Origin of the sequence: Streptomyces sp. NPDC088785 (assembly GCF_044750685.1) — a bacterium.
Lineage (GTDB): Bacteria > Actinomycetota > Actinomycetes > Streptomycetales > Streptomycetaceae > Streptomyces.
Map to the genome: position 1 here is coordinate 293,946 of NZ_JBIVKH010000007.1, position 21,294 is coordinate 315,239.

A 21,294-nucleotide genomic window follows, 5' to 3' on the forward strand; every position below is an offset into this window, starting at 1 on the left:
GAGGGTTCTCCTGGTTGGTGGGGACAGTCACCATGAGTTCTTCCAGGCTCACAGCATGTATCTATACGACAAAAGGTGCAAATGGGTGTTTCTTCCCATGTTTCACCCGGTCGGCAGACGCGGTGAGGTGCCCGGGCGGGCCGCCGGACGGTCGTCCGTTCTGCCCGTGATCTTTGCCTCGGCGGGGTCGGGTCATGTGCCCCGCAGGGCAGTACCCTGGCGATTCACTCGTACGGCCGCACGGCCGTACCCGCACGGATGTGAAAGGCGGTTCGGCCGATGAGCGAAGCCCCCGACCCGGAGGTCGTGGAGCTGGCCACCAAGATCTTCGACCTCGCGCGCCGCGGCGAGACGGAGGCACTCACGGCGTACGTGGACGCGGGCGTGCCCGCGAACCTCACGAACGACCGGGGGGACACGCTCGTCATGCTCGCCGCGTACCACGGCCACGCACCGGCCGTGACCGCGCTGCTGGCGCGCGGCGCCGACGCCAACCGCCCCAACGACAAGGGGCAGACCCCGCTCGCGGGCGCCGTCTTCAAGGGCGAGGAAGCCGTGATCAGGGCGCTGCTCGCGGGCGACGCCGATCCGACGGCGGGCACGCCCTCGGCGGTCGACACGGCCCGCATGTTCGGCAAGGCGGAGCTCCTGGAGCTGTTCGGCGCGTCCTGAGACACCGGCGCTGATCAGGCAGGACGGGGGTCCGGGAAATGTGGTCGCGGCGGGCGGAACCGCTGGGTCATGATGACGGCGTGATTTACGGACGCGATGGCGGGGCAGGTGCTGCCCACGTGCCACGCGGGCCGTAAGTGGCCCGGATCGGGCCTTGGACGAGAGGCAGAGAGATGGTCTACAGCAAGCAGGAAACGGCGGGCACTCCGACGTGTTGTCACGTGGCCAGGTAAGTGCGGATTCCCGGTTGCGTCGACGCTTGATGTGAGGCTGTTTCCCATGTTCGAACCGGTCATAGCGCCCAGCGGTACGCTGCTCGGCCTGTTGCAGCGGGGCCGCGGCGACGGCACGCTGCACGCGCTGACGGCGCCGCGGGACGAGGCTCTCGCGGCTCTCGATCACTGTGTGCTGAGCGACCCCCGCCACGACTGGCAGGTGGAGAACCGCTCGCTGTACTACGCCCGCCTCTACCTCGACCTGCACGGCGGGCTCGGGGCGATCGAGCGGCACCTCTTCGACCCCGCCGACGTCCTGGACACCGACGAGTGCCGTACGGGCCTCGCCCTGTCCGTGCTCGGCCACCTCGCCTCCTACGGCAGGCGGGACGCCCTGGAGCTGCTGCGCAGATACGCCGCCCTCGGCGGGAACTGGGCCTGGGCGCTCGACGAGCTGGCCCTGCGCGACGACGACGCCGGGCTGCGCGCCCTCGCCGAGCCGGTCCTCGCCCGCTTTCCGCTGGACGCCGAGGCGGACCTCGTCGCGGCCGTCCGCGACGCCTTCGAGCCCCGTCCGTGGCGCCTGTGGGCCGACGACCCGCGGCCCCACGTCGGCGCACGCGTGCGTGCCGCCCGGGACGCCGGCTCCTTCGACCGCTGGCAGCGGCAGATGCGCCCCGCCGGGCCGCGCCCCGAGTGGAGCGTGCAGGCCGTCTTCGACTGGGCGCAGCAGGGCTTCGAGCGCGGTGCGGCGCTCTATGTGCCGGCCGCGCGCTGCCTGACCGCCGTCGCGGGCCCCACCGACCGGGCCGAGATCCTGCGCGCCGCCCGCGAGGGCTCGGACGGAGCCCGCTGCACCGCCCTGCGCTACCTCACCGACACCGACGATCCCGAGGTGCTGGATCTCGTCGAGGCCGCCGTGGAGTCACCCTCCAGGGTGGTCGTGGACGCGGCCGTCGACTGCTTCGAGCGGATGCGGTCCGTCGCCGCCGTGGAGCGCGCCCGCCGCTGGTCACCGCGGCCGGACGTGCTCGGCGCCGCCGCCGGCCGGATGCTCGCCTGCCGCGGCGGCACCCAGGACGGCGAGCTGGTCCTGACCGCCCTGAGGGAGGCCGTCCGCGCCGACGGCCCCGACGCCCCCACCCTCTGGCCGCTCGTCGACGGAGCGGGCCGCCTCGGCATCGCCTGCGCGGCCCCCGTCCTGCGGCACGTCTACCGCGAGACCGCCTCCTCCCACGGCCGCGGACAGGCCGCCCGCGCCCTCGCCGCCACCGACCCCTCCTTCGCCGCCGGATTCGCCGTCGAGTGCCTGTGGGACTGCGAGGAGTCCACCCGCGAGATCGCCGCCCGGCACGCCGAGACCGGCGACGCCCGGGTCGTGGACCAGCTGCGCAGGCTCGCCGCCGACCCGGCCGAGGAGGCCGAGGTGCAGACCGCCGTACGCAGCAGGATCGGACCGGACGCGACGGCCCTGTGACGCCCTGATGGACGGGAGGCGGCCCCCGGGCGGGCAGCCGCCTCCCGCCGTTGCCCCCGGTGTCGCGGGGTGACGCAACGCTCACGGGACGTTCCACGGCGGGACAGATCCACGTCGACGCGGGCACGCCGGACCCGGCGAGAACACCCGTATGCGAGTCGTCATCGTGACCGAGTCCTTCCCGCCCGACATCAACGGAGTGGCGCACTGCGCCCTCCAGACCGCCCGGCACCTCGCCGCCCGCGGCCACGAACCCCTGGTCGTCGCCCCGGCCACCCCGGCAGGACCCGAGGCGGACGCCGCCGCGCCCTGCCCGGTGGTGCGCGTCCCCTCCCTGCCCCTGCCCGGCTACCCCCAGGTGCGGGTCGCCCTGCCGAACCGCCGCGTCGACCGGACCCTGGCCGCGCACGGCGCCGACCTCGTCCATCTGGCCGGCCCGTTCGTGCTCGGCGTGCGCGGCATGGCCGCCGCGGCCCGGCTGCGGATCCCCACCGTCGCCGTCTACCAGACCGACCTGGCCGGCTACGCCCGGACGTACCTGGGGACCGGGGAGAGCACGGCCTGGCGGCGGATCCGCGCGGTGCACGGCGCCGCCGACCGCACCCTGGCCCCGTCCACGGCGGCGCGGCGCGACCTGGAGGCCCACGGGGTGCCGCGGGTACGGCTGTGGCCCCGCGGGGTGGACACGGTGCGGTTCCGCCCCGCGCTGCGCGACGCACGGCTGCGCGCCGACCTCGCGCCGCGCGGCGAACTGCTCGTCGGATACGTGGGACGGCTCGCCCCCGAGAAGCGGGTGGAGCTGCTCGCGCGGGTGTGCGGGCGCCCCGGCGTCCAGGTCGTGATCGTCGGCGAAGGACCGAGCGAGGCCGCACTGCGCGGCGCGCTCCCCGGCGCCCGCTTCCTCGGCCGGCGCACCGGCGACGAACTCGCCCGCCTCTACGCCTCCTTGGACGTGTTCGTGCACACCGGCCCGCACGAGACCTTCTGCCAGACCGTGCAGGAGGCCATGGCGAGCGGCGTGCCGGTGGTCGCCCCCGCCGCCGGCGGCCCGCTCGACCTCGTCGCGCACGGCACGACCGGCCTGCTCGTACCGCCCGGCGATCCCGGCGCCGTCCACGACGCGGTACGCACCCTGGCCGTGGCTCCCGCCCGGCGCGCGGCCTACGGAGCCGCGGGCCGGGCCGCCGTGGCGGCACGGACCTGGACGGCGGTGGGCAACCAGCTGCTCGGCCACTACGCCGAGGTGCTGCGCGCCCGCACGGCGGTGGCGGCATGAGCGGGGCCCTGCGCATCGTCCGGCTCGCCAACTTCGTCACACCCGCCTCGGGCGGCCTGCGCACCGCGCTGCGCGAACTGGGCGCGGGCTACGCGGCGGCCGGGCACGACCCCGTGCTGATCGTGCCCGGGGAACGCGCCGCGGACGAGGAGAGCGACCAGGGGCGCGTCATCACCCTGCCGGGCAGAACGCTGCCCGGCACCGGCGGCTACCGCGTGCTCGGCGAACGGCAGCGCGTGGCACGGCTGCTGGAGCGGCTGCGCCCCGACCGCCTGGAGGTCTCCGACCGCACCACCCTGCGCTGGACCGGCGAGTGGGCCCGGCGGGCCCGGGTGCCCGCCGTGATGGTCTCCCACGAGACCGCCCACGGCGTCCTGCGCGCCTGGGGCCTGCCCGAGGCCGCCGCGCGCCGCACCGCCGACGCCCTCAACACCCGTACGGCACACGCCTACGCGCGCGTGGTGTGCACCACCGAATGGGCGGAGCGGGAGTTCGTCCGGCTCGGCGCGCGCAACGTGGTGCGGGCCCCGCTCGGCGTCGACCTCGTCGGCTGCCGCCCCCAGGCCCGGGACAGCCGGCTGCGGGCCCGGCACGCGCGCGCGGACGAGGTCCTGCTCGTCATGTGCACCCGGCTGTCCGTGGAGAAGCGGCCCGGCACGGCCCTCGCCGCCCTGTCGGCGCTGCGCGCGGCGGGCGTCCCGGCCCGGCTGGTCGTCGCCGGGGACGGTCCGCTGCGGGCCGGGCTCCGGCAGCGGGCGCGGGGGCTGCCCGTGACGTTCCTCGGCCATGTCGCCGACCGGGCCGCACTCGCCGCGCTCCAGGCCACGGCCGACGTCTGCCTGGCGCCCGGCCCCGCCGAGACGTTCGGCCTCGCCGCGCTGGAGGCACTGGCCTGCGGAACCCCCGTCGTCGTCAGCGCGTCCTCCGCGCTGCCCGAGGTGATCGGCGCGGCCGGCGCCGTGGCCGCCGACACCGGAGCGGCCTTCGCCCGTGCCGTACGGGAGGTGCTGGCACGGCCCGAACGCCAGCGCCGCGAGGCCGCACGCGCGCGGGCGGAGTGTTTCGGCTGGGGCGCGGCGGTGGACGCCTTCCTGGCGGCGCACGACGCGTCCCGGGTCGTGGCGCATGACGCGTCCCGGATCGCGGCCCACGACGCGTCCCGGATCGTGGCGCATGACGCGTCCCGGCCCCCGGCCCACGACGCGCCCCACGACACGCCGCCGGTCCGGGCGCCCGGCCGGCTTCCGGCGCACCGGGCCGCGCGATGAGCCCGCTGCGGTTCGCCGCGCTCGGCGACTCCCTCACCGAAGGCGTCGGCGACCCGGCCGGCGACGGGCGGTGGCGGGGCTGGGCCGCGCTGCTCGCGGCCGGGCTCGCGCCCGCCCACGTCCCCGTGGAGTTCCACAACCTCGCGGTGAGCGGGGCCCGCACCGGCGACGTCCTGGAGCGGCAGCTGCCCGCCGCGCTGGCCTTCGCCCCCGACGTCGCCTCCGTCGTCGTCGGCGTCAACGACACCCTGCGCCACACCTTCGACCTCCACGCGGTGGCCGCCCGCCTCGACACCGTCTACGGCGCGCTCGGCTCCCGGGGCACGGTCCTGCTCACCGCCTGCCTGCCCGACCCCGGCGCGCTGCTCGGCCTGCCCGGGGCCCTGGCCCGCCCGCTCGCCCGCCGCCAGCGCGCCGTGAACTCCGTGGTCCACGCCCTGTCCGAACGCCACGGAGCGGTCCACCTGCACGCCTCGCAAGGAGATCGGGTGGCCGACCGCACGCTGTGGAGCGCGGACCGGCTGCATCCCGCGGAGCGCGGGCACCGGCTGCTCGCCGCCGGCTTCCACGCCCTGCTGGCCGCGTCGGGGACGGCCCACGGCCCGGCCCCCGGCACCGAGCCGGACGGGCCCGCGCCGACCCGCGCCGCCGCCTGGCGGTGGCTGGCCACCGCGGGCACCGGCTGGGTCGCCCGGCGCTGCACCGACCTGCTGCCCCAGCTGCTCGCCCTCGCCGCGGACGAGGTGCGGCACGGACTGCGCGGGACCGGCGCCCACCTCGACCTGCGTGCCTCGGCCGGGGTGGCGGCGGCCCTGGCCGCGACCCCGGGCCACGCCGCGGGCGGGCGCCCCGCCCCTCTGCGGTCAGTCCGCGAGCAGCCCGAGGTCGCGCAGTGACGCGGCCGAGTCCACGAGCGTCGTCGCCACGTCGCGCGGGCGCCAGCCGAGCTCCGTGCGCGCCCGGTCGTTGTGGATGACCGGGCGGGGCGGCGCGGCGCCCGGCGCCTCCTCGACGGGCACGCGCGCGGCGAGCGGCCCGAGGTGCTCGCGCAGGAGGGCCGCCAGCTCGACGAAGCTGAGCGTCGGGCCGTCCGCGACGGCCAGGAACCGCCGCCCGGCGGCCCCGGGCGCGGCCATCGCCCGCAGGTGCAGGTCCGCCACGTCGCGGACGTCCACGACGCCGAAGCGGGCGCGCGGGGCCACCGGCATCGCGCCGTCGAGCATCGCCTTCACCAACTGCATGGAGGAGCCGAGAGCGGCTGTCAGCGTGGGCCCGAAGATCCCGGTCGGGTTGACCACGACGAGTTCGGTGCCGCCGCCCGCGCGTTCCATCAGGTCCCATGCGGCCCGCTCCGCGATCGCCTTCGACCGCGGATAGGGCGCGAGCCCCGGCGTGTCGGGGTCGGTCCAGTCGGCCTCGGTGAACTCGGCGCCGGGCTTGGGCGTGTAGCCGACCGCCGCGAACGACGAGGTCAGCACCGTGCGCCGGACGCCCGCTGCGCGTGCCGCGCGCAGCACCCGCAGGGTGCCCTCGCGGGCCGGGACGATCAGCTCGTCGGGATCCGCGGGCTGGACCGCCGGGATCGGGGAGGCCACATGGTGCACCTCCGCGCAGCCGGCCACCGCGGCGGCCCAGCCGTCGTCGCTCATCAGGTCCGCCGCGACGACCCGCAGCCCGGAGTCGTCGGCGCCGCCGCGCCGCACCGCCGCGCGCACCTCGGCCTCGCGGGCCGTCGAGCGCACCGTGGCCCGCACCTCGCGGCCCTCCCGCAGCAGGGCGGCGATCACCTGCGTCCCCAGATAGCCGGACCCGCCGGTCACCAGGACGGGGCTCATCGCAGCACCTCCAGACGCCGGGCCGCGTCGAGGGACCGCCGGGTCGCCGCGGCCTCCGCCTCTGCGTCGCCGCGCTCGCGCGCGTCCCACAGGGCGGCCTTCTCGCGCAGGTAGCCGAGCCGGGCCCGCTGGGCGGTGATCTCCTCCTCGACGCGCGCCGCGTGGCGCAGCAGCAGATCACGCTGCTCGGCCGCCGCCGCCCGGCCGCGCGCCCGGTTGCCCTGGTAGGTGCGCATGTCCTCGATGCTCATACCGACCGCGCGCAGGCAGGCCAGCGCCTGGAGGAGATCGAGGTCGTCCTCGGCGTAGCGGCGGTGTCCGCTGCGCTCGTCCCGGCCGACCGGCCCGACCAGCCCCACCTCCTCGTAGTAGCGCAGCGTGGGTTCGCTCAGCCCACTGCGCCGCGATACGTCCTGAATCGTGTAGTGCGCCATGTCCGGCAGCAGAACACACCTCAAGCGCTTGAGGGCAAACGCGGCGGAACGTGGCGCTCGCGCGGGGCGGGGTCGGTACGGCGGCACGATCCGGTACTGCTCGTCCCGGGTGTCGGCGAGGTACATGTGCCCGGGCGCGTGGGTGAGCGCGAACGGCGGCCGGGACGCCCTCGCCGCCGCCTGCGGCGTCACCCCGCACGCCCAGAAGACCGGGATGTCGCCGGGGGACCGCTCCACCGGGTCGCCGAAGTCCGGGCGCGTCGAGGTCGCGGATGCCGAGGGCCCCCCGGTCGCCGATGTGCACAGGCCCGCCGTGCACCGCCGGCATCAGGGAGCTCTCCCGGACCGCCGCCTCCAGGGCCCGCGGCGGGACCGGCCGCATCGACTCGACCAGCGGGCCGCGCAGCCGACCCGCGCCCCGGCACGCGCGCGTGGTGACGTACACCGGCACGTTCCTGCCCTGTTCGACGTGGCGCAGCGGAACCCCGGCGTCCAGGCGGCGGCGCGGTGCTTGTCGGCGGGGCCCCTGGTGCGGCCGTCGGCGACGCTCACCGCAGTTCCTCGCCACGGGTCTCGGGCAGCCCCAGCAGGGCCACGACGGCCAGCGCGTACCCGAGGGCGCCGAAGACGAGCGCGCCGCCCACGCCCCAGCTGTCCGCGAGGAAGCCGACCAGGGTGGGGAAGACCGCGCCGACCGCCCGGCCGGTGTTGTACGTGAAGCCCTGTCCCGTGCCGCGCACGGCCGTCGGGTACAGCTCGCTCAGATACGAGCCGAAGCCGCTGAAGATGGCCGACATGCAGAAGCCGAGCGGGAAACCGAGCACCAGGAGAAGGGTGTTGGCGCCGTCCGGGACGTGCGTGTACACCAGGATGCTCACCGCGGACAGCACCGCGAACAGGACGATGTTCCGCTTCCGGCCGAGCCGGTCGGTGAGGTAACCGCCCGTCAGGTACCCGAGGAACGCGCCGGAGATGAGGAGCGTCAGGTAGCCGCCCGTGTTGACCACCGTCAGGCCGCGCTCCGACTTCAGGTACGTGGGCACCCAGGTGGCGAGCGTGTAGTAGCCGCCCTGGACGCCGGTCGACAGCAGGACCGCGAAGAGCGTCGTGCGCAGCAGGCCGGGCCGGAAGATCTCGGTGAACGACCCCGTGCGCCCATCGGCGTCCAGCCGCTCGGCCGTCCGGGGCGCGTCCTGCACCCGGCGGCGCACCCACAGCACCAGCAGCGCGGGCAGCGCGCCGGTCCAGAACATGACGCGCCAGGCCAGACCGTCGTCGAGGAACCGGAACACCAGGGTGTAGACGACCACGGCCAGGCCCCAGCCCACCGCCCAGGCGCTCTGCACGGCGCCGAGCGTGCGGCCCCGGTCCCGGGTCGAGGCGTACTCGGCGACCAGGATCGCGCCGACCGCCCACTCACCGCCGAAACCGAGCCCCTGGAGGGCGCGGAAGACGAGCAACGTCCCGTAGTCGGGGGCGAATCCGCACGCCACGGTGAACATGGCGTACGTGGCCACCGTGAGCAGCAGGGCCCGGACCCGGCCGAACCGGTCGGCGATCACGCCCGCGACGGCGCCGCCGACGGCCGAGACGACCAGCGTGACGGTGGTGATCAGACCGGTCTGGCCGCTGCTCAGGCCGAAGGAGGCGGCCAGCGCGACCATGCTGAGCGGCAGCGTGAAGTAGTCGTAGGAGTCGAGGGCGTAGCCGCCGAACGCGCCCGCGAACGCGCGCCGGCCCCGCGGCCCGAGCACCCGCAGCCAGCCGAGGGCGCCGTCGGAGCGGGGGAGCGGAGCGCAGGGCGCGGGCGGCGCGGGGACGGTGGGGCCCGGTGCCGGGGGAGTCGTGCTCATGAAGCACCTCGCAGGAGAACTCGGGAACTCACGGGGAGAGGAGCGTGCGTGGCGGTGCGTGCGGCGGAGCGGTGCCTGAACGCCAAGGTAGAGGATCGTTGAACAATCCCTCAATACCCACGTTGTCTCGTTCTTGTATCTGCGCTTGAATTCGGCCGTGGCCACGGAAGAACTGAACGCACTCGCCGACGACCGCGCGCTGCTGGGACGCACCAGCACCGCGGAGCGCGTCGCCGACATCCTCAGGACCCGGATCGCGGAAGGCTTCTTCCCGCCCGGGACCCGCCTGTCGGAGGACAGCATCGGCAGCGCGCTCGGCGTCTCCCGCAACACCCTGCGCGAGTCGTTCCGGCTGCTCACGCACGAGCGCCTGCTGGAACACCGCCTGAACAAGGGCGTCTTCGTCCGCGTCCTGAGCGTCGACGACGTCCGGGACATCTACCGCACCCGGCGCATGATCGAGTGCTCCGTCGTGCGCTCCCTCGGCGAACCGCCCTACGCCCTGGACCGGGTGGCCGCCGCCGTCGAGGACGGCCGGCGGGCCGCCGGGGCGCGGGACTGGAAAGGCGTCTCCACCGCCAACATCCACTTCCACAGCGAACTCGTCGCCCTCGCCGGCAGCGAGCGCACCGACGAACTGATGCGCAGCGTGCTCGCCGAACTCCGCCTCGCCTTCCACGTCGTGGACGACCCGCGCCGCCTCCACGAGCCCTACCTCGCCCGCAACGCGCAGCTCGTCCGGGCCCTCGCCGACGGGCGCCGCGACGAGGCCGAGACCCTGCTCGCCCACTACCTCGACGACTCCCGCGACGGACTCGTCGAGGCGTACGGGCAGCGCGTGGCGCACGAGGCGTGACGCCCCGCGCGGGCCGGGGCATCTGCGTCGTTTCGACCGTTGTCGGACCCAGCGCCTAGTCTGTGCTCCGTGACTTCGCCTGCCCCCACGGAATCCGTTCCGCCCCAGCTCAGCGCGGGGCCGCGCCCCGCACCGGGCCCGGCCGCCGACGAAGGGCTCGCGCGGCGTCTGCGCGCGCTCGCCTGCACCGCGCCCCTGCACGACCTGGACGTGCGCAAGGCGAACCTGGCGGGCGCGTACTCGACGTACGGCATGGCCGAGGTCGCCCTCTGCGCGATCGACCTCGTCACCCTGAACATGGACTTCGACACCGGCGCCGACCACGAGCAGATAGTGGCTCGCCTGATCCCCCGCATCGCCGCCCAGGCCCCCGCGCGGCCGACCGCCGAGCACGAGCGGGTGGCGCGCTGGGTCCTGGAGAACCTGATCAACGTGGGCAGCGTGGACCGCGGCTTCCGCGCCGTCTACGGGACGTTCGCGACGGACGGCTCCTACGTCCGGCGGGACTACGACTTCAAGCTGATCGAGGAGGTCCCCGGCCACGGGGGCAGCGTCTACCTCCGCACGACCGACGAGGCGGTGAACGTCCTCGTCGGAGCCCTCGACACCGATGTCACCAGCGCCCAGATCGCCGCCGAGGTGAAGCTCGAGGTCCTGATCAGCCGGGGCCGCCTGGCCGACGCCCAGCTCGCCGCCGAGCAGGCCCGCTACCGGACCGTGCAGTACTCGGAGACCCTGCGCAAGGCGCTCGACGCCACCCGCCGCAACGTCCGCGCCGTCGACTGGCTGCGGGCCGTCCCCGACATGATCGCCGAGGCCCTGGACCACGTCGCGGACCGCTACCGCCACGAGAACGCGATCCTGACGAACATCCGCAAGGCGCGCGACGAGTCCGAGGACCCCGAGCAGAAGCGCCGCGCGGCCGAACTCGTCGACATCGTCAAGGACTGCATCCGCCGCCACACCCAGCTCCAGTCCCGGCTCCTGGAGGCCGGCCCGCTGTTCCGCGCCGAGCAGGACCGGCAGGCCTTCGCCACGCCCTCCGCGCGCGCGGGCCTCGACCTGTACGGGCAGCTCGTCGCCCCCCTGCTGCCCCTGCCGGTCCAGGAGGCCCGCCGGGTGACGGACGCCTTCTTCGCCCGCGGCACAGGGCTGCGCACCCCCGTCTCGGTACGCGTCGGGGACCTCGTCGACATACTGCTGACCCCGCCCGTGGAGCGGGAGCACCTCGGCGCCGAGATGCCCGAGCCGGACCTCATCGAGACCCCCGACGACAGCCGCTTCAGCGACGCGCAGCTCACGAGCGCCAAGCAGCTCCTCGACCTGCCGCCGGACGCCCCGCGCCGCCTGTCCGGACTGCTCGCCGAGGCCCGCGCCCGCGACCCCGAACTGCCCTACCTGGTCGCCCTGCTGGCCGTGCACGCGGCGAGCCCGGCCGTCGGCACCGCCTACCGGCAGGGCGAGGAGAAGCTGCTCTTCGCCGTGGACGACGGCACCGAGCTCGACGACGACGAGTTCGGCGGCGCCGACCTCATCGTGGGCACCGCCCTGCTCGACGCGGCGGGCATGGCCGCGGACCGGACGGAGGCCGCGTGATGCGCGGACCGCGCCCGACGCACGTAGGAACGATCAAGGAGCACCGCCCGTGACCGAGCACCCCGAAGAGCACGCCGAGCGGGGCGAGCCCGAGGCGCCGGGCCCGGCCAGGGGCGCGGCGCCGGTCACCCCGGCCGACGCCGCCGACGCCGCGCGGCTCGTCGCCTTCGGACTCCAGCCCAAGCTCCAGCCCTCCCGCGACCAGGAGTACCAGGAGCTGCTGCGCCGCTACCGGGAGGACCCCGCGTTCGCCCGGCTCGCCGACGCCGTCGCCTCCGGGCTCGGTCTCGTCGTCCTGGAGGTGTCCGCGCGCGCGGGCATGGCGGTGACCGCCGCCGAGGACTCCGTCTTCGCGGTGCGGATGGGCGACTACGCGCGCCGCACCGCCGTCGACTCCACCGACCGCTTCCTGCACGGCCTCGCCCACCTCGCGCTCGCCGCGCTCGCCTTCCCCCGCCCCGAGGACCTCGCCGACGACGGCTACATCGGACGCGTCAGCGTCAACGGCGTGGACGCGTTCGTCCGGCAGGCCTGCCACAAGCTGGAGGAGCGCGCCGAGGAGCAGGGCGAGAACACCGACCCGGCGACCGAAGCCCCCGGCCTGGAGGCCGCCTGGCGGATCTGGGCCCGGCGCAGCTCCACCGGCGCCACCAAGGACACCCGCCGCCTGGCCCACTCGACCACCGGCATCGTCGCCAAGGCCGTCGCCTTCCTCACCGACTCCGGCTTCCTGCAACGGACCGGCGACGACGGGGGCGGCACCTACCGCACCACGGCCCGCTACCAGCTCCAGGTCCGCGACATGGCGGGCACCGCCGCCATGGCCGAACTGCTCGACCTGGGCGTCGTGGCCGTCACCGACGGATCCGCGAGCCTGGCGCCGCCGATGGACGAGGACGCGGGGGACCTGGTCGCCGACGCGGGACTGCCCTTCCACTCCTGAGCACGAACGTCCTGAACTTCCTTACCTACCACGAGAGTCCGCCATGTACGAGCTGTCCCGGGTTCGCCTCTACTCCATCGGGCCTGCCGGCGCGCGCTACGCCGACACCGTGCTCGACCTGCGGGGCGTCGGCGCGCCCGTGCCCGACCCCGCGCCCACCCAGGCGGAGTTCTTCGAGGACGAGCCCGTCGGCCCGCCGCGCCGCCCCGCGCCGGCCGGAGTGCTCTTCCTGGAGAACGGCGGCGGCAAGTCGGTCCTGCTCAAGCTGATCTTCTCGGTGATGCTGCCCGGCCACCGCAACACCCTCGGCGGCGCCAGCTCCGGCGTGCTGCGCAAGTTCCTCCTCGCCGACGACTGCGGACACGTCGCCCTGGAGTGGCAGCACACCCTCACCGGCGAATGCGTCGTCGTCGGCAAGGTCAGCGAGTGGCGCGGCCGTCAGGTCTCCAACGACCCGCGGAAGTTCGCCGAGGCCTGGTACTCCTTCCGGCCCGGCCCCGGCATGAGCCTGGACGCCCTCCCCGTGGCGGAGTCCAACGCGGTCCGGCCCCTCGTCGAGGGTGCCTCCCACGCCCGGGGCCGCCGCCGCACCATGAAGGGCTTCCGCGACGCGCTCGTCGAGGCGGGCAAGGCCTACCCGCACCTCGAAGTGCACTGGGAGGAGGGCCACGACCGGTGGAACGAGCACCTGGGCGACCTGGGCCTCGACCCCGAACTCTTCCGCTACCAGCGCGAGATGAACGCCGACGAGGGCGAGGCCGCCGGCCTCTTCGCCGTCAAGAAGGACTCCGACTTCACCGACCTGCTGCTGCGCGCCGTCACCGACACCCGGGACACCGACGGCCTCGCCGACCTGGTCAGCGGCTTCGGCAACAAGCTGGGCCGGCGCTCCGAGCTGATGGCCGAGCGGGACTTCACCGCCGGCTCCGTGGACCTGCTGACCCGGATCGTGGAGGCCGCGGGCACCCGCTCCCGCGCGCGGGACATCCACGCCGGGGCCGAGCGCCGCACCCGTACCCTCGCCCGCCGCCTCTCCGCCCGCGCCGCCGTCGAGCGCGGCCGCGCCGGAGACCTCGCCCAGCGGGTCACCGCCGCCGCGCACACCGTCACCGAGGCCGAGTCCGCGCGCGAACGCGGCTCCCTGATCGCCGCCGAACTCGCCTACCGGCACGCCTCGCTGGCCCTCGCGGGAGCCGAGAAGGCCGCCGCGGCCCAGAAGCGCGAGCTGGCCGACGCCCGCACGCTGCACTCCGCCTGGCAGGCCGCCGAGGCCGTCCTGCGCCACCGCGCCGCCGCCGACCGCTCCGCGCGCGTGGCCGTCGCCATCCGCGAGGCCGAGCGGGACGCGGCCCCCGCGCTCGCCGCCCGCGCCAAGGCCGCCCACGACCTGGTCCGGGCCCTGCACGGCGCCGCCGAGCGCGCCGAGACCCACGCGAACGAGGAGGAGGAGCGCTCCGCCGTCCTCCAGGAGGCGGGCGAGACCGCGCACCGCGACGCGACCGCCGCCGCCACCGACGCCCAGCGCGCCCGCAGCGAGCTGGGCCACCTGCGCCAGCGGCTCAGCGAGGTCGAGCAGGAGACCGCCGAGGCCGTCCGGGCCGGCTGGCTCGACGACAGCGCGCCCGACGCCGACCCGGCCCGCGCCGCCCTCGCCGCCGCCGACGCCGAGAAGACGGCCGTCGCCGCCTGGGACACCGCGCGGGAAGCCGCCCGCCGCGCCGCCGAGCAGGCCCGCGAGACCGCCTCCGTCGAGGCCCGCGCCGAGCTGACCGCGGCCCGCGCCGCCGACGCCGCGAGCGCGGCGGAGAGCGCCCACCAGGCCGAGGACCGGGCCGCCGCCGCCCTCGCCGCCGAGGAGCGGCTGGCCGAACTGCTCGGGGTGAACGGGCCGTCGGGGCCGGGCGACGGCCCCGCGTCCGCGGCGGGCCGCACCCGCGCCGCCGCCGACGCCCCCCTGACCGCCGACGACCTCGACCGCGCCGCCGACGACCTCAAGACCCTCCTCGACGACTCCGTGGCCTCCGCCGAGCGGCAGCTGTTCGACCTGCGCACCGCCGCCGCCGACGACTCCCGCATCCTGGGCGCCCTCGGCGACGGCGGTCTGCTGCCGCCCGGCCCGGACGTGCTCGCCACCGTCGAGTTCCTCGGCGAGCACGGCATCCCGGCACTGCCCGGCTGGCGCTACCTCGCCCAGTCCGTCGACCCCGCCGACCACGCGCGCGTGCTCGCCGCCCGGCCCGAGCTGGTCGACGGCGTCATCATCACCGACCCCGCCTCCCACCTGCGGGCCAGGGAGGCGCTCGCCGGCGCCGCACTCCTGCCCCGGTCCGCCGTCGCCGTCGGCACCGCCGCCGCCCTCCTCGCCCCGACCCCGGCGGCGAACGCCACCGACGAGACCGCCGGCAGCGTCTTCCTGGTCCCGCCGAACCCGGCCATGCACGACGAGCACGCCGCCGACGAGGAACGGCAGGCGCTGCGCGAGCGGGCCGCCCGCCGCGACGAGGACATCCGCACCCTCGCCGGACGCCTCGCCAAGGACCGCGAGCTGGCCTCCCGGCTCGGCTCCTGGCGCGCCGGCTGCCCGGCGGGCCGCCTCGCCGAACTGGCGGGCGCCGCACGGCAGGCCCGCACGTTCGCCGAGGAGGCCGAGGCCGAACTCGCCGAGGCCCGCACCGCGCGCGCCGAGGCCGACGAGGCCGCCGCCGAGGCCACCCGGGTCCGCGACGAGCGGCAGGAGGCCGCCCAGAGGTCCCGGCGCGCCGCCGACGCGCTCGCCGGACTCGCCTACCGGCTGCGCGAGCGCGCCGCCTGGCAGGCCAAGGTCCGCGAACTGGCCGACGAGGCGGTCGAGTTCGAGGCCCGCGCCCAGACCTGCCTGGAGGGGGCGCGCGCCGCGGACGAGGACCGGCGGGCCGCCCAGCGCTCCGCCGACGACGCCCACCGCACCGCCCGCACACTGCGCGCCGAGCGCGCCGAGATCGCCGGCGCCCCCGACGACGTACCCGAGGGAGAGGCGCCCAGGGCGTCCCTGCCCGCCCTGCGCGAGGCCTACCGGGCCGCGTCCCAGGTGTACGAGAAGGTCGGCGTCGGCGCCGACCTGCGGGCCGAGCAGGCCCGGGCCGAGAGCGACGAGAGCGCCGCGCTCGCGGACCTGAACCGGCTCAGCAACAAGGTCCGCACCCGCGCCGCCACCCTCCTCGAATCACCGGAGGGCTCCGACGGCCCGTCCCGGCAGGCTGCCGCGGCCCGCGCCGACGAGCACGTCCAGCTCCTGGAGACCCGCGCCTCCACCGCCAGCGAGCAGCTGGGGCGGCTGCGCGGCGAGGCGGAGCGGCACGCGCCCGAGGACGGCGCCGTCCACACCGAACTGCCCGACGCACAGGTCCCGGCCGACATCGAGCAGGCCCAGTCCCTGCTGCGCACGGCCACCACCGAACTCGCCGTCCGCACCGACGCCCTGGCCACCGCCCGCGCCGCCCACGGCGAACTGCTGGACGCGCACCGCGCCGCCGAGGACGGGGCCGGCGGCTTCGACGAGACGGCCGCGCTCCTGCGCGACCTGCTCCGCGACCACACCGCCGACACCGACGAGCAGGAGGAGCCCGAGCCGTACCCGGGCAGCCTGGAGGAGGCCCGCACCGCCGCCGGCGAGACCCGCCGCTCCCTGCGCGGCTGCGCCGGCGACCTGTCCGCCGCCGAGGCCGCCGTCCGCGAGGCGAGCGACATCCTCGTACGGCATGCGAACGCGACGCGGTACGAGGCCGTGCGCACCCCCGCCCGCCAGCAGATCCGGGAGCTGCCGGCCGCCGCGCTGCCCGAGCACGCGCAGAAGTGGGCCGACGCGTTCGCCCCCCGGCTGCGGGTCCTCACCGACGAGCTGACGCAACTGGAGCGCAACCGGGACTCGATCGTCGACCGGCTGCGCGGACTGGTCGAGTCGTCGCTCGCCACCCTGCGCTCGGCCCAGCGGCTCTCCCGGCTGCCGGAGGGCCTCGGCGAATGGTCCGGCCAGGAGTTCCTGCGGATCCGCTTCGAGGAGCCCGACCAGGCCACGCTCACCGAGCGGCTCGGCGAGGTCATCGACGAGGCGACCCGCGCCGCCGTCAAGAAGAACTCCGACCTGCGCCGCGACGGCATGTCCCTGCTGCTGCGCGGCGTCGGCGCCGCGCTCCAGCCCAAGGGGGTGGCCGTCGAGATTCTCAAGCCGGACGCCGTGCTGCGCGCCGAGCGGGTCCCCGTCGGACAGATGGGCGACGTGTTCTCCGGCGGTCAGCTGCTCACCGCCGCCATCGCCCTGTACTGCACGATGGCCGCGCTGCGCTCGAACGACCGGGGCCGCGACAAGCACCGCCACGCGGGCACGCTGTTCCTCGACAACCCCATCGGCCGCGCCAACGCCACGTACCTCCTGGAGTTGCAGCGGGCCGTCTCCGACGCGCTCGGCGTCCAACTCCTCTACACCACCGGCCTGTTCGACACGACGGCGCTCGCCGAGTTCCCCCTCGTCATCAGGCTGCGCAACGACGCCGACCTCCGGGCGGGCCTGAAGTACATCAGCGTGGAGGAGCACCTGCGCCCGGGCCTGCCGCAGCAGGACCCCGAGGGGGAGACGGTGCACGGCGAGATCACGGCCACCCGGATGTACAAGCGGCCGGAGCCCCAGCCGCAGCCGAGCTGACGACGGGCCGGGCCGGGCGGCTCACCCGTGCGTCAACTGCCCGGCTCCGCCCCGCGCCCGTATGTTCTTCGTGTGCCGCCCGCCCGAGCGGGCCGCGCGGCGGGCCTGGCGGCGCTCCTTGCGCAGGCGCCGCGCCGTGCTGGCCGGGACCGACACCACCCCGTTGCGCTGGTTCCACACCTGGCGGGTCACCCAGACGTCCAGGACGCCCCAGGTCGCCACCACGGTGCTGGCGACACTGCTGAGCACCATGGGGAAGGCGAGCCAGGAGTCCGCCAGCGTGCACAGGGTGGCGACCATGGCCTGGATCAGGGTGAGCGACGCTATGAGCGCCGCCCGCACCGCCGCGGTCCGCACGGGATCGGGCATCCGGCGACGCTTCGCCGGCTCCTCGACCCACAGTTCGCGCTGCTCCGCCGTACTCATCACTGCATCACTCCCCGCCGCTCCCGGGCCCGGTTCTGATGCCCCCGCATCGGCCTGCACATTGACTGCCCGGTTTGATCACCTTTACGCCGACCGTGCCGCGTCTCCGGCTCTCTGCGCATGCCCCCGTCCCGCCCTGTGATGTACGACGATCGGCGCGGCCCGAAGATTCCCGCTCCGGACCGCGAAGATCTCCGTATCTCGCCACCGCCCCCACGGGCCGGTCGAGTTCGGGCGCCAGGCACAGCATTCCGGCCAACTCCCCGCGAAGACCGGCCGATAAGGAACACAGGAGTTCGAGGGGATTCCGGACCGCAATCTCCCACCATGACCGGACAACTGCGGACGTCCGCACCGACGACGCGTCGGACAGCATCCGGACAGCCCTTCGAGTTGTTCCTGTCTCAGTAGTAGGCTCGCGCCGCTTGTTGACGCACATGTGTGCCCCTGACCGCTGGGGGTCGATCTGGGGGAGGCCATGCGCTTTCGCGGGAAGTCCATCCGCCGGAAGATCGTGGCGCTGCTGCTGGTGCCGCTGCTGTCCCTGACCGCGATCTGGGCCTTCGCCTCGGTGATCACGGGACGCGCCGCCGTGGAACTGTTCGCCGCGGGCAAGGTCGTCGACAGCATCGGCTATCCGCTGGCCGAGACCGGCCGCGTCCTCCAGGAGGAGCGCCGCCAGACGCTCGTCTACCTCGCGGACCCCCGCGCGTCCGACGCCCAGTCCCTCCTGCGGACCAGGCGCAGCGCCTCCGACGAGGCCATGGGCGAGATCAAGCAGAAGGCCCGCGACACCGACCTCCGCGGCGAGATGGACGACGACACGCGCGCCGTCCTGGACACCGCGGTCGAAGGCTTCGACGGCATCGAGTCGCTGCGCCGCAACGTGGACGAGGGAACCGTCACCCGCGGCCAGGCACTCACCTTCTACAACCGCCTCATTGAACCCACGCACGACTTCCTGCTGGGCGTCGTCTCCTTCGACGACGCCCAGGTGGAGCGCGAGGGACGCGCCGTCGTCGGTGTGGTCCAGGCCCGCGAACTGCTGTCGCGGGAGGACGCGCTGGTCGGCTCCGGACTCGTCGCCGGGCGGCTCACCCACGCCGAACTGCGCCAGGTCTCCGACCTCATCGCCCAGCGCACCCTCCTCTACGAGACCAACCTCGCCCTGCTCTCCGGCGACGAACGCTCCCGCTACCAGCGGTACTGGCGCAGCGCCGACACCGCCTCCCTGCGCAACGCCGAGAAAGCTGTCGTGAACGGCAGCCCTGGCACCCCGAAGGGCGTCACCGCCGAGAGCTGGGACACGGCGTCCGGCCAGGTGCTGCACGCCCTGCGGATGCGCAACACCCAGACCGCCGAGCACTACGAGGACCGGGCCAGGCCCGTCGCCGTCCAGGTCTTCGTGCGGGCCGGCATCGCCGGCGTCCTGGGCCTGCTCGCACTCCTGTTCTCCCTCTTCCTGTCCCTGCGTATCGGCCGCGGTCTCGTCCGCGACCTGCGCCGGCTGCGTCTCGCGGCGCACGAGGCGTCCGGTGTGCGGCTGCCGAGCGTGATGCGCCGCCTCGCGGCGGGCGAGACGGTCGACGTGGAGACCGAGGCGCCGCGCCTGTCCTACGACAAGGACGAGATCGGCCAGGTCGGCCAGGCACTCAACACCCTGCAACGCTCCGCCGTCGAAGCGGCCGTGAAACAGGCCGAGCTGCGCCGCGGCGTCTCCGAGGTCTTCGTCAACCTCGCCCGCCGCAGCCAGGTCCTGCTGCACAAGCAGCTGACCCTGCTCGACGCCATGGAGCGCAGGACCGAGGACACCGACGAACTCGCCGACCTGTTCCGCCTCGACCACCTGACCACCCGCATGCGCCGCCACGCGGAGGGCCTGGTGATCCTCTCCGGCGCCGCCCCGTCCCGGCAGTGGCGCAAGCCCGTCCAGCTGATGGACATCGTGCGCGCCGCCGTCGCCGAGGTGGAGGACTACGAGCGGATCGAGGTGCGCCGCCTGCCGCGGATCGCGGTGACCGGACCCGCCGTCGCCGACCTCACCCACCTGGTGGCCGAACTCCTGGAGAACGCCACGGTGTTCTCGCCCCCGCACACCGCCGTGCAGGTCCTCGGCGAGAGCGTCGCCAACGGCTTCACCCTGGAGATCCACGACCGCGGCCTCGGCATGGCCCCCGACGCACTGCTCGACGCCAACCTCCGGCTCGCCGAGACCCCCGAGTTCGAACTGTCCGACACCGACCGGCTCGGCCTGTTCGTGGTCAGCCGGCTCGCCCAGCGGCAGAACGTCCGCGTGTCGCTCCAGCCGTCCCCCTACGGCGGCACCACCGCGGTCGTCTTCATCCCGGACTCCCTCCTCACGGACGCGACGGACACCGAGGGCGCCGGGTTCCGCCTGGACCGGCCCGAGGCCGTGCGCCGCGCACCCGCCGCCCAGCGCGGCCGGACCCTGACCGCGTCCGAGGGGCTGCCGGGCCTGCCCGCCTCGCTGCTCGACGGCCCGGTGGAGCTGGAAGCGCCGCTGGCCACCTCCGACATGACCGCGTTCCCCGGTGCCCTCGGCGACGACGACAGCGAGCGCGGCGCCCTCTTCCGCCCGCGCCGCCCCGTGGCGGGCAGCGCGGGCGAGCAGCACCAGCAGGCCGCCGAGACCGACCGGGGCGGCGTCTTCGGACCCCGCCGCCGCAGCACCGACGACCACGACGGCGCCCCGAGCGGCGTGCCGGCCGGCGGCCTCGTCCCGCTGCCCCGCCGGCGCACCCCCAAGCTGGTCAGCTCGCACGGCAGGCCCGTCACGCACACCCGGCCGGGGGAGAGCGACCGCACGGGCGCCGCAGCCGGCGAGCGGCACGACCGCAACGCCGCGGAGCGCCCGCGCGACGCCCTCCCGCCCGCGCCGCCCGCCGACCTGCCCACGCGCCGCGCCCGCGCCACCGAGCCCGCCGCCGCCCCGGCACCGCCCGCCCCGCCCGCCGACGCCGGGCGGCCCGGCGCCCCGGCGGGACCCGGCGGCGGCCTGCCCCGCCGCGTCCGGCAGGCGAACCTGGCACCGCAGCTGAAGGACGGCCCCGACCTGCGCGCCGACCGCGCCGCGGAGCCGGCGGGGACGGCCACCACGGACCCCGCCGAGCGGGACGCCGACGAGGTGCGCAGCCGCATGGCCTCGCTCCAGAGCGGCTGGCGACGCGGCCGCGAGGAGAACGCCGCGGACGACGAGACCACCACGACCGACCACGACGCCGCCGGCGACGGGCCCGCCCCGCGCGCCGAGAACGCCGACGGCACAGCACAGGGAACGACATCTGAGGGGGACGGTCGATGACCGCACCGAACGCAGGCGCGCACACCGGCCCGGGGGGTTCGGGTGAGCTGAACTGGCTCCTGGACGACCTGGTGGAACGCGTCGCCAGCATCCGCAAGGCGCTCGTACTGTCCGGGGACGGACTGCCCACCGGGGTCTCCCAGGACCTCACCCGCGAGGACAGCGAGCACCTCGCCGCCGTCGCCTCCGGTTTCCACAGCCTCGCCAAGGGCGTGGGCCGGCACTTCGACGCGGGAGGGGTCCGGCAGACGGTCGTCGAACTCGACGACGCCTTCCTCTTCGTCACCGCGGCGGGCGACGGCAGCTGCCTCGCGGTCCTGTCCGACGCGGACTCCGACGTCGGCCTCGTGGCCTACGAGATGACCTTGCTGGTCAAGCGGGTCGGCGCGCATCTCGCGACGGCGCCGCGCACGGATCCACCCGCCGGAGGGTAGTGGGCTGGC

General features: G+C 75.5%; 15 protein-coding genes and 1 pseudogene. 11 read left to right on the forward strand and 5 right to left on the reverse strand.

Translation table 11 applies throughout. The annotated features are described in order from the left end of the window. Positions 1-279: 279 nt before the first annotated feature. The 5 genes from ACIP5K_RS21885 to ACIP5K_RS21905 all read left to right on the forward strand — a co-directional run bounded on the left by ACIP5K_RS21885 (position 280) and on the right by ACIP5K_RS21905 (position 5,804). The gene (locus tag ACIP5K_RS21885; RefSeq protein WP_401411816.1) at positions 280-672 is read left to right on the forward strand and encodes an ankyrin repeat domain-containing protein; all 393 of its coding nucleotides are present in this window, start codon (positions 280-282) and stop codon (positions 670-672) included. A gap of 279 nt (positions 673-951) precedes the next feature. Beyond that, on the forward strand, positions 952-2,364 hold the full coding sequence (locus tag ACIP5K_RS21890; protein WP_401411818.1) for a HEAT repeat domain-containing protein: 1,413 nt from the start codon (positions 952-954) through the stop codon (positions 2,362-2,364). 151 nt (positions 2,365-2,515) lie between these two features. Then, positions 2,516-3,640 carry a glycosyltransferase family 4 protein gene (locus tag ACIP5K_RS21895; RefSeq protein ID WP_401411820.1) on the forward strand — a complete coding sequence of 375 codons (1,125 nt, stop codon included), beginning with the start codon at positions 2,516-2,518 and terminating at the stop codon, positions 3,638-3,640. Further along, positions 3,637-4,908, forward strand: a complete 1,272-nt coding sequence (locus ACIP5K_RS21900) for a glycosyltransferase (RefSeq protein WP_401411821.1) — start codon at positions 3,637-3,639, stop codon at positions 4,906-4,908. The genes ACIP5K_RS21895 and ACIP5K_RS21900 overlap by 4 nt, the downstream gene beginning before the upstream one ends. Beyond that, positions 4,905-5,804 (forward strand): SGNH/GDSL hydrolase family protein, encoded by a 900-nt coding sequence (locus ACIP5K_RS21905; protein WP_401411823.1) that lies wholly within the window; start codon positions 4,905-4,907, stop codon positions 5,802-5,804. Before ACIP5K_RS21900 ends, ACIP5K_RS21905 begins: the two co-directional genes overlap by 4 nt. Here the strand turns inward: ACIP5K_RS21905 and ACIP5K_RS21910 are convergent. From ACIP5K_RS21910 to ACIP5K_RS21925, 4 genes and pseudogenes are all read right to left on the reverse strand, one after another. Then, positions 5,772-6,743, reverse strand: coding sequence for an NAD-dependent epimerase/dehydratase family protein (locus ACIP5K_RS21910; protein ID WP_401411825.1), 972 nt, complete (start codon positions 6,741-6,743; stop codon positions 5,772-5,774). The genes ACIP5K_RS21905 and ACIP5K_RS21910 overlap by 33 nt on opposite strands. Then, on the reverse strand, positions 6,740-7,201 hold the full coding sequence (locus ACIP5K_RS21915) for a MerR family transcriptional regulator (protein WP_401411867.1): 462 nt from the start codon (positions 7,199-7,201) through the stop codon (positions 6,740-6,742). The genes ACIP5K_RS21910 and ACIP5K_RS21915 overlap by 4 nt, the downstream gene beginning before the upstream one ends. A 63-nt stretch (positions 7,202-7,264) precedes the next feature. After that, a pseudogene (locus tag ACIP5K_RS21920) lies at positions 7,265-7,667 on the reverse strand (D-glutamate cyclase family protein); the annotation flags it as partial. A gap of 58 nt (positions 7,668-7,725) precedes the next feature. After that, the gene (locus ACIP5K_RS21925; RefSeq protein ID WP_401411826.1) at positions 7,726-9,030 is read right to left on the reverse strand and encodes an MFS transporter; all 1,305 of its coding nucleotides are present in this window, start codon (positions 9,028-9,030) and stop codon (positions 7,726-7,728) included. 157 nt (positions 9,031-9,187) lie between these two features. Between ACIP5K_RS21925 and ACIP5K_RS21930 the strand changes: the two genes are divergently transcribed. The 4 genes from ACIP5K_RS21930 (at position 9,188) to ACIP5K_RS21945 (ending at position 17,103) form a co-directional block, all read left to right on the forward strand. Next, positions 9,188-9,886, forward strand: a complete 699-nt coding sequence (locus tag ACIP5K_RS21930; protein ID WP_401411827.1) for a GntR family transcriptional regulator — start codon at positions 9,188-9,190, stop codon at positions 9,884-9,886. Positions 9,887-9,955: 69 nt separating this feature from the next. Continuing rightward, the gene (locus ACIP5K_RS21935) at positions 9,956-11,482 is read left to right on the forward strand and encodes a hypothetical protein (protein WP_401411828.1); all 1,527 of its coding nucleotides are present in this window, start codon (positions 9,956-9,958) and stop codon (positions 11,480-11,482) included. Between the two features lie 49 nt (positions 11,483-11,531). After that, positions 11,532-12,425: a hypothetical protein gene (locus ACIP5K_RS21940; protein WP_401411829.1), complete on the forward strand. Its 894-nt coding sequence runs from the start codon at positions 11,532-11,534 to the stop codon at positions 12,423-12,425. A 43-nt stretch (positions 12,426-12,468) separates the two neighbouring features. Then, positions 12,469-17,103, forward strand: a complete 4,635-nt coding sequence (locus ACIP5K_RS21945; protein ID WP_401411830.1) for a hypothetical protein — start codon at positions 12,469-12,471, stop codon at positions 17,101-17,103. A 21-nt stretch (positions 17,104-17,124) separates the two neighbouring features. Here ACIP5K_RS21945 and ACIP5K_RS21950 read toward each other — a convergent pair whose 3' ends face one another. Beyond that, positions 17,125-17,589: a hypothetical protein gene (locus ACIP5K_RS21950; protein ID WP_401411832.1), complete on the reverse strand. Its 465-nt coding sequence runs from the start codon at positions 17,587-17,589 to the stop codon at positions 17,125-17,127. 418 nt (positions 17,590-18,007) lie between these two features. On the opposite strand from ACIP5K_RS21950, the gene ACIP5K_RS21955 reads away from it, so the two are divergent. Next, positions 18,008-20,851, forward strand: coding sequence for a nitrate- and nitrite sensing domain-containing protein (locus tag ACIP5K_RS21955; RefSeq protein ID WP_401411834.1), 2,844 nt, complete (start codon positions 18,008-18,010; stop codon positions 20,849-20,851). Continuing rightward, on the forward strand, positions 20,848-21,285 hold the full coding sequence (locus tag ACIP5K_RS21960) for a roadblock/LC7 domain-containing protein (RefSeq protein ID WP_401411836.1): 438 nt from the start codon (positions 20,848-20,850) through the stop codon (positions 21,283-21,285). The genes ACIP5K_RS21955 and ACIP5K_RS21960 overlap by 4 nt, the downstream gene beginning before the upstream one ends. The last annotated feature ends 9 nt before the right edge of the window (positions 21,286-21,294 follow it).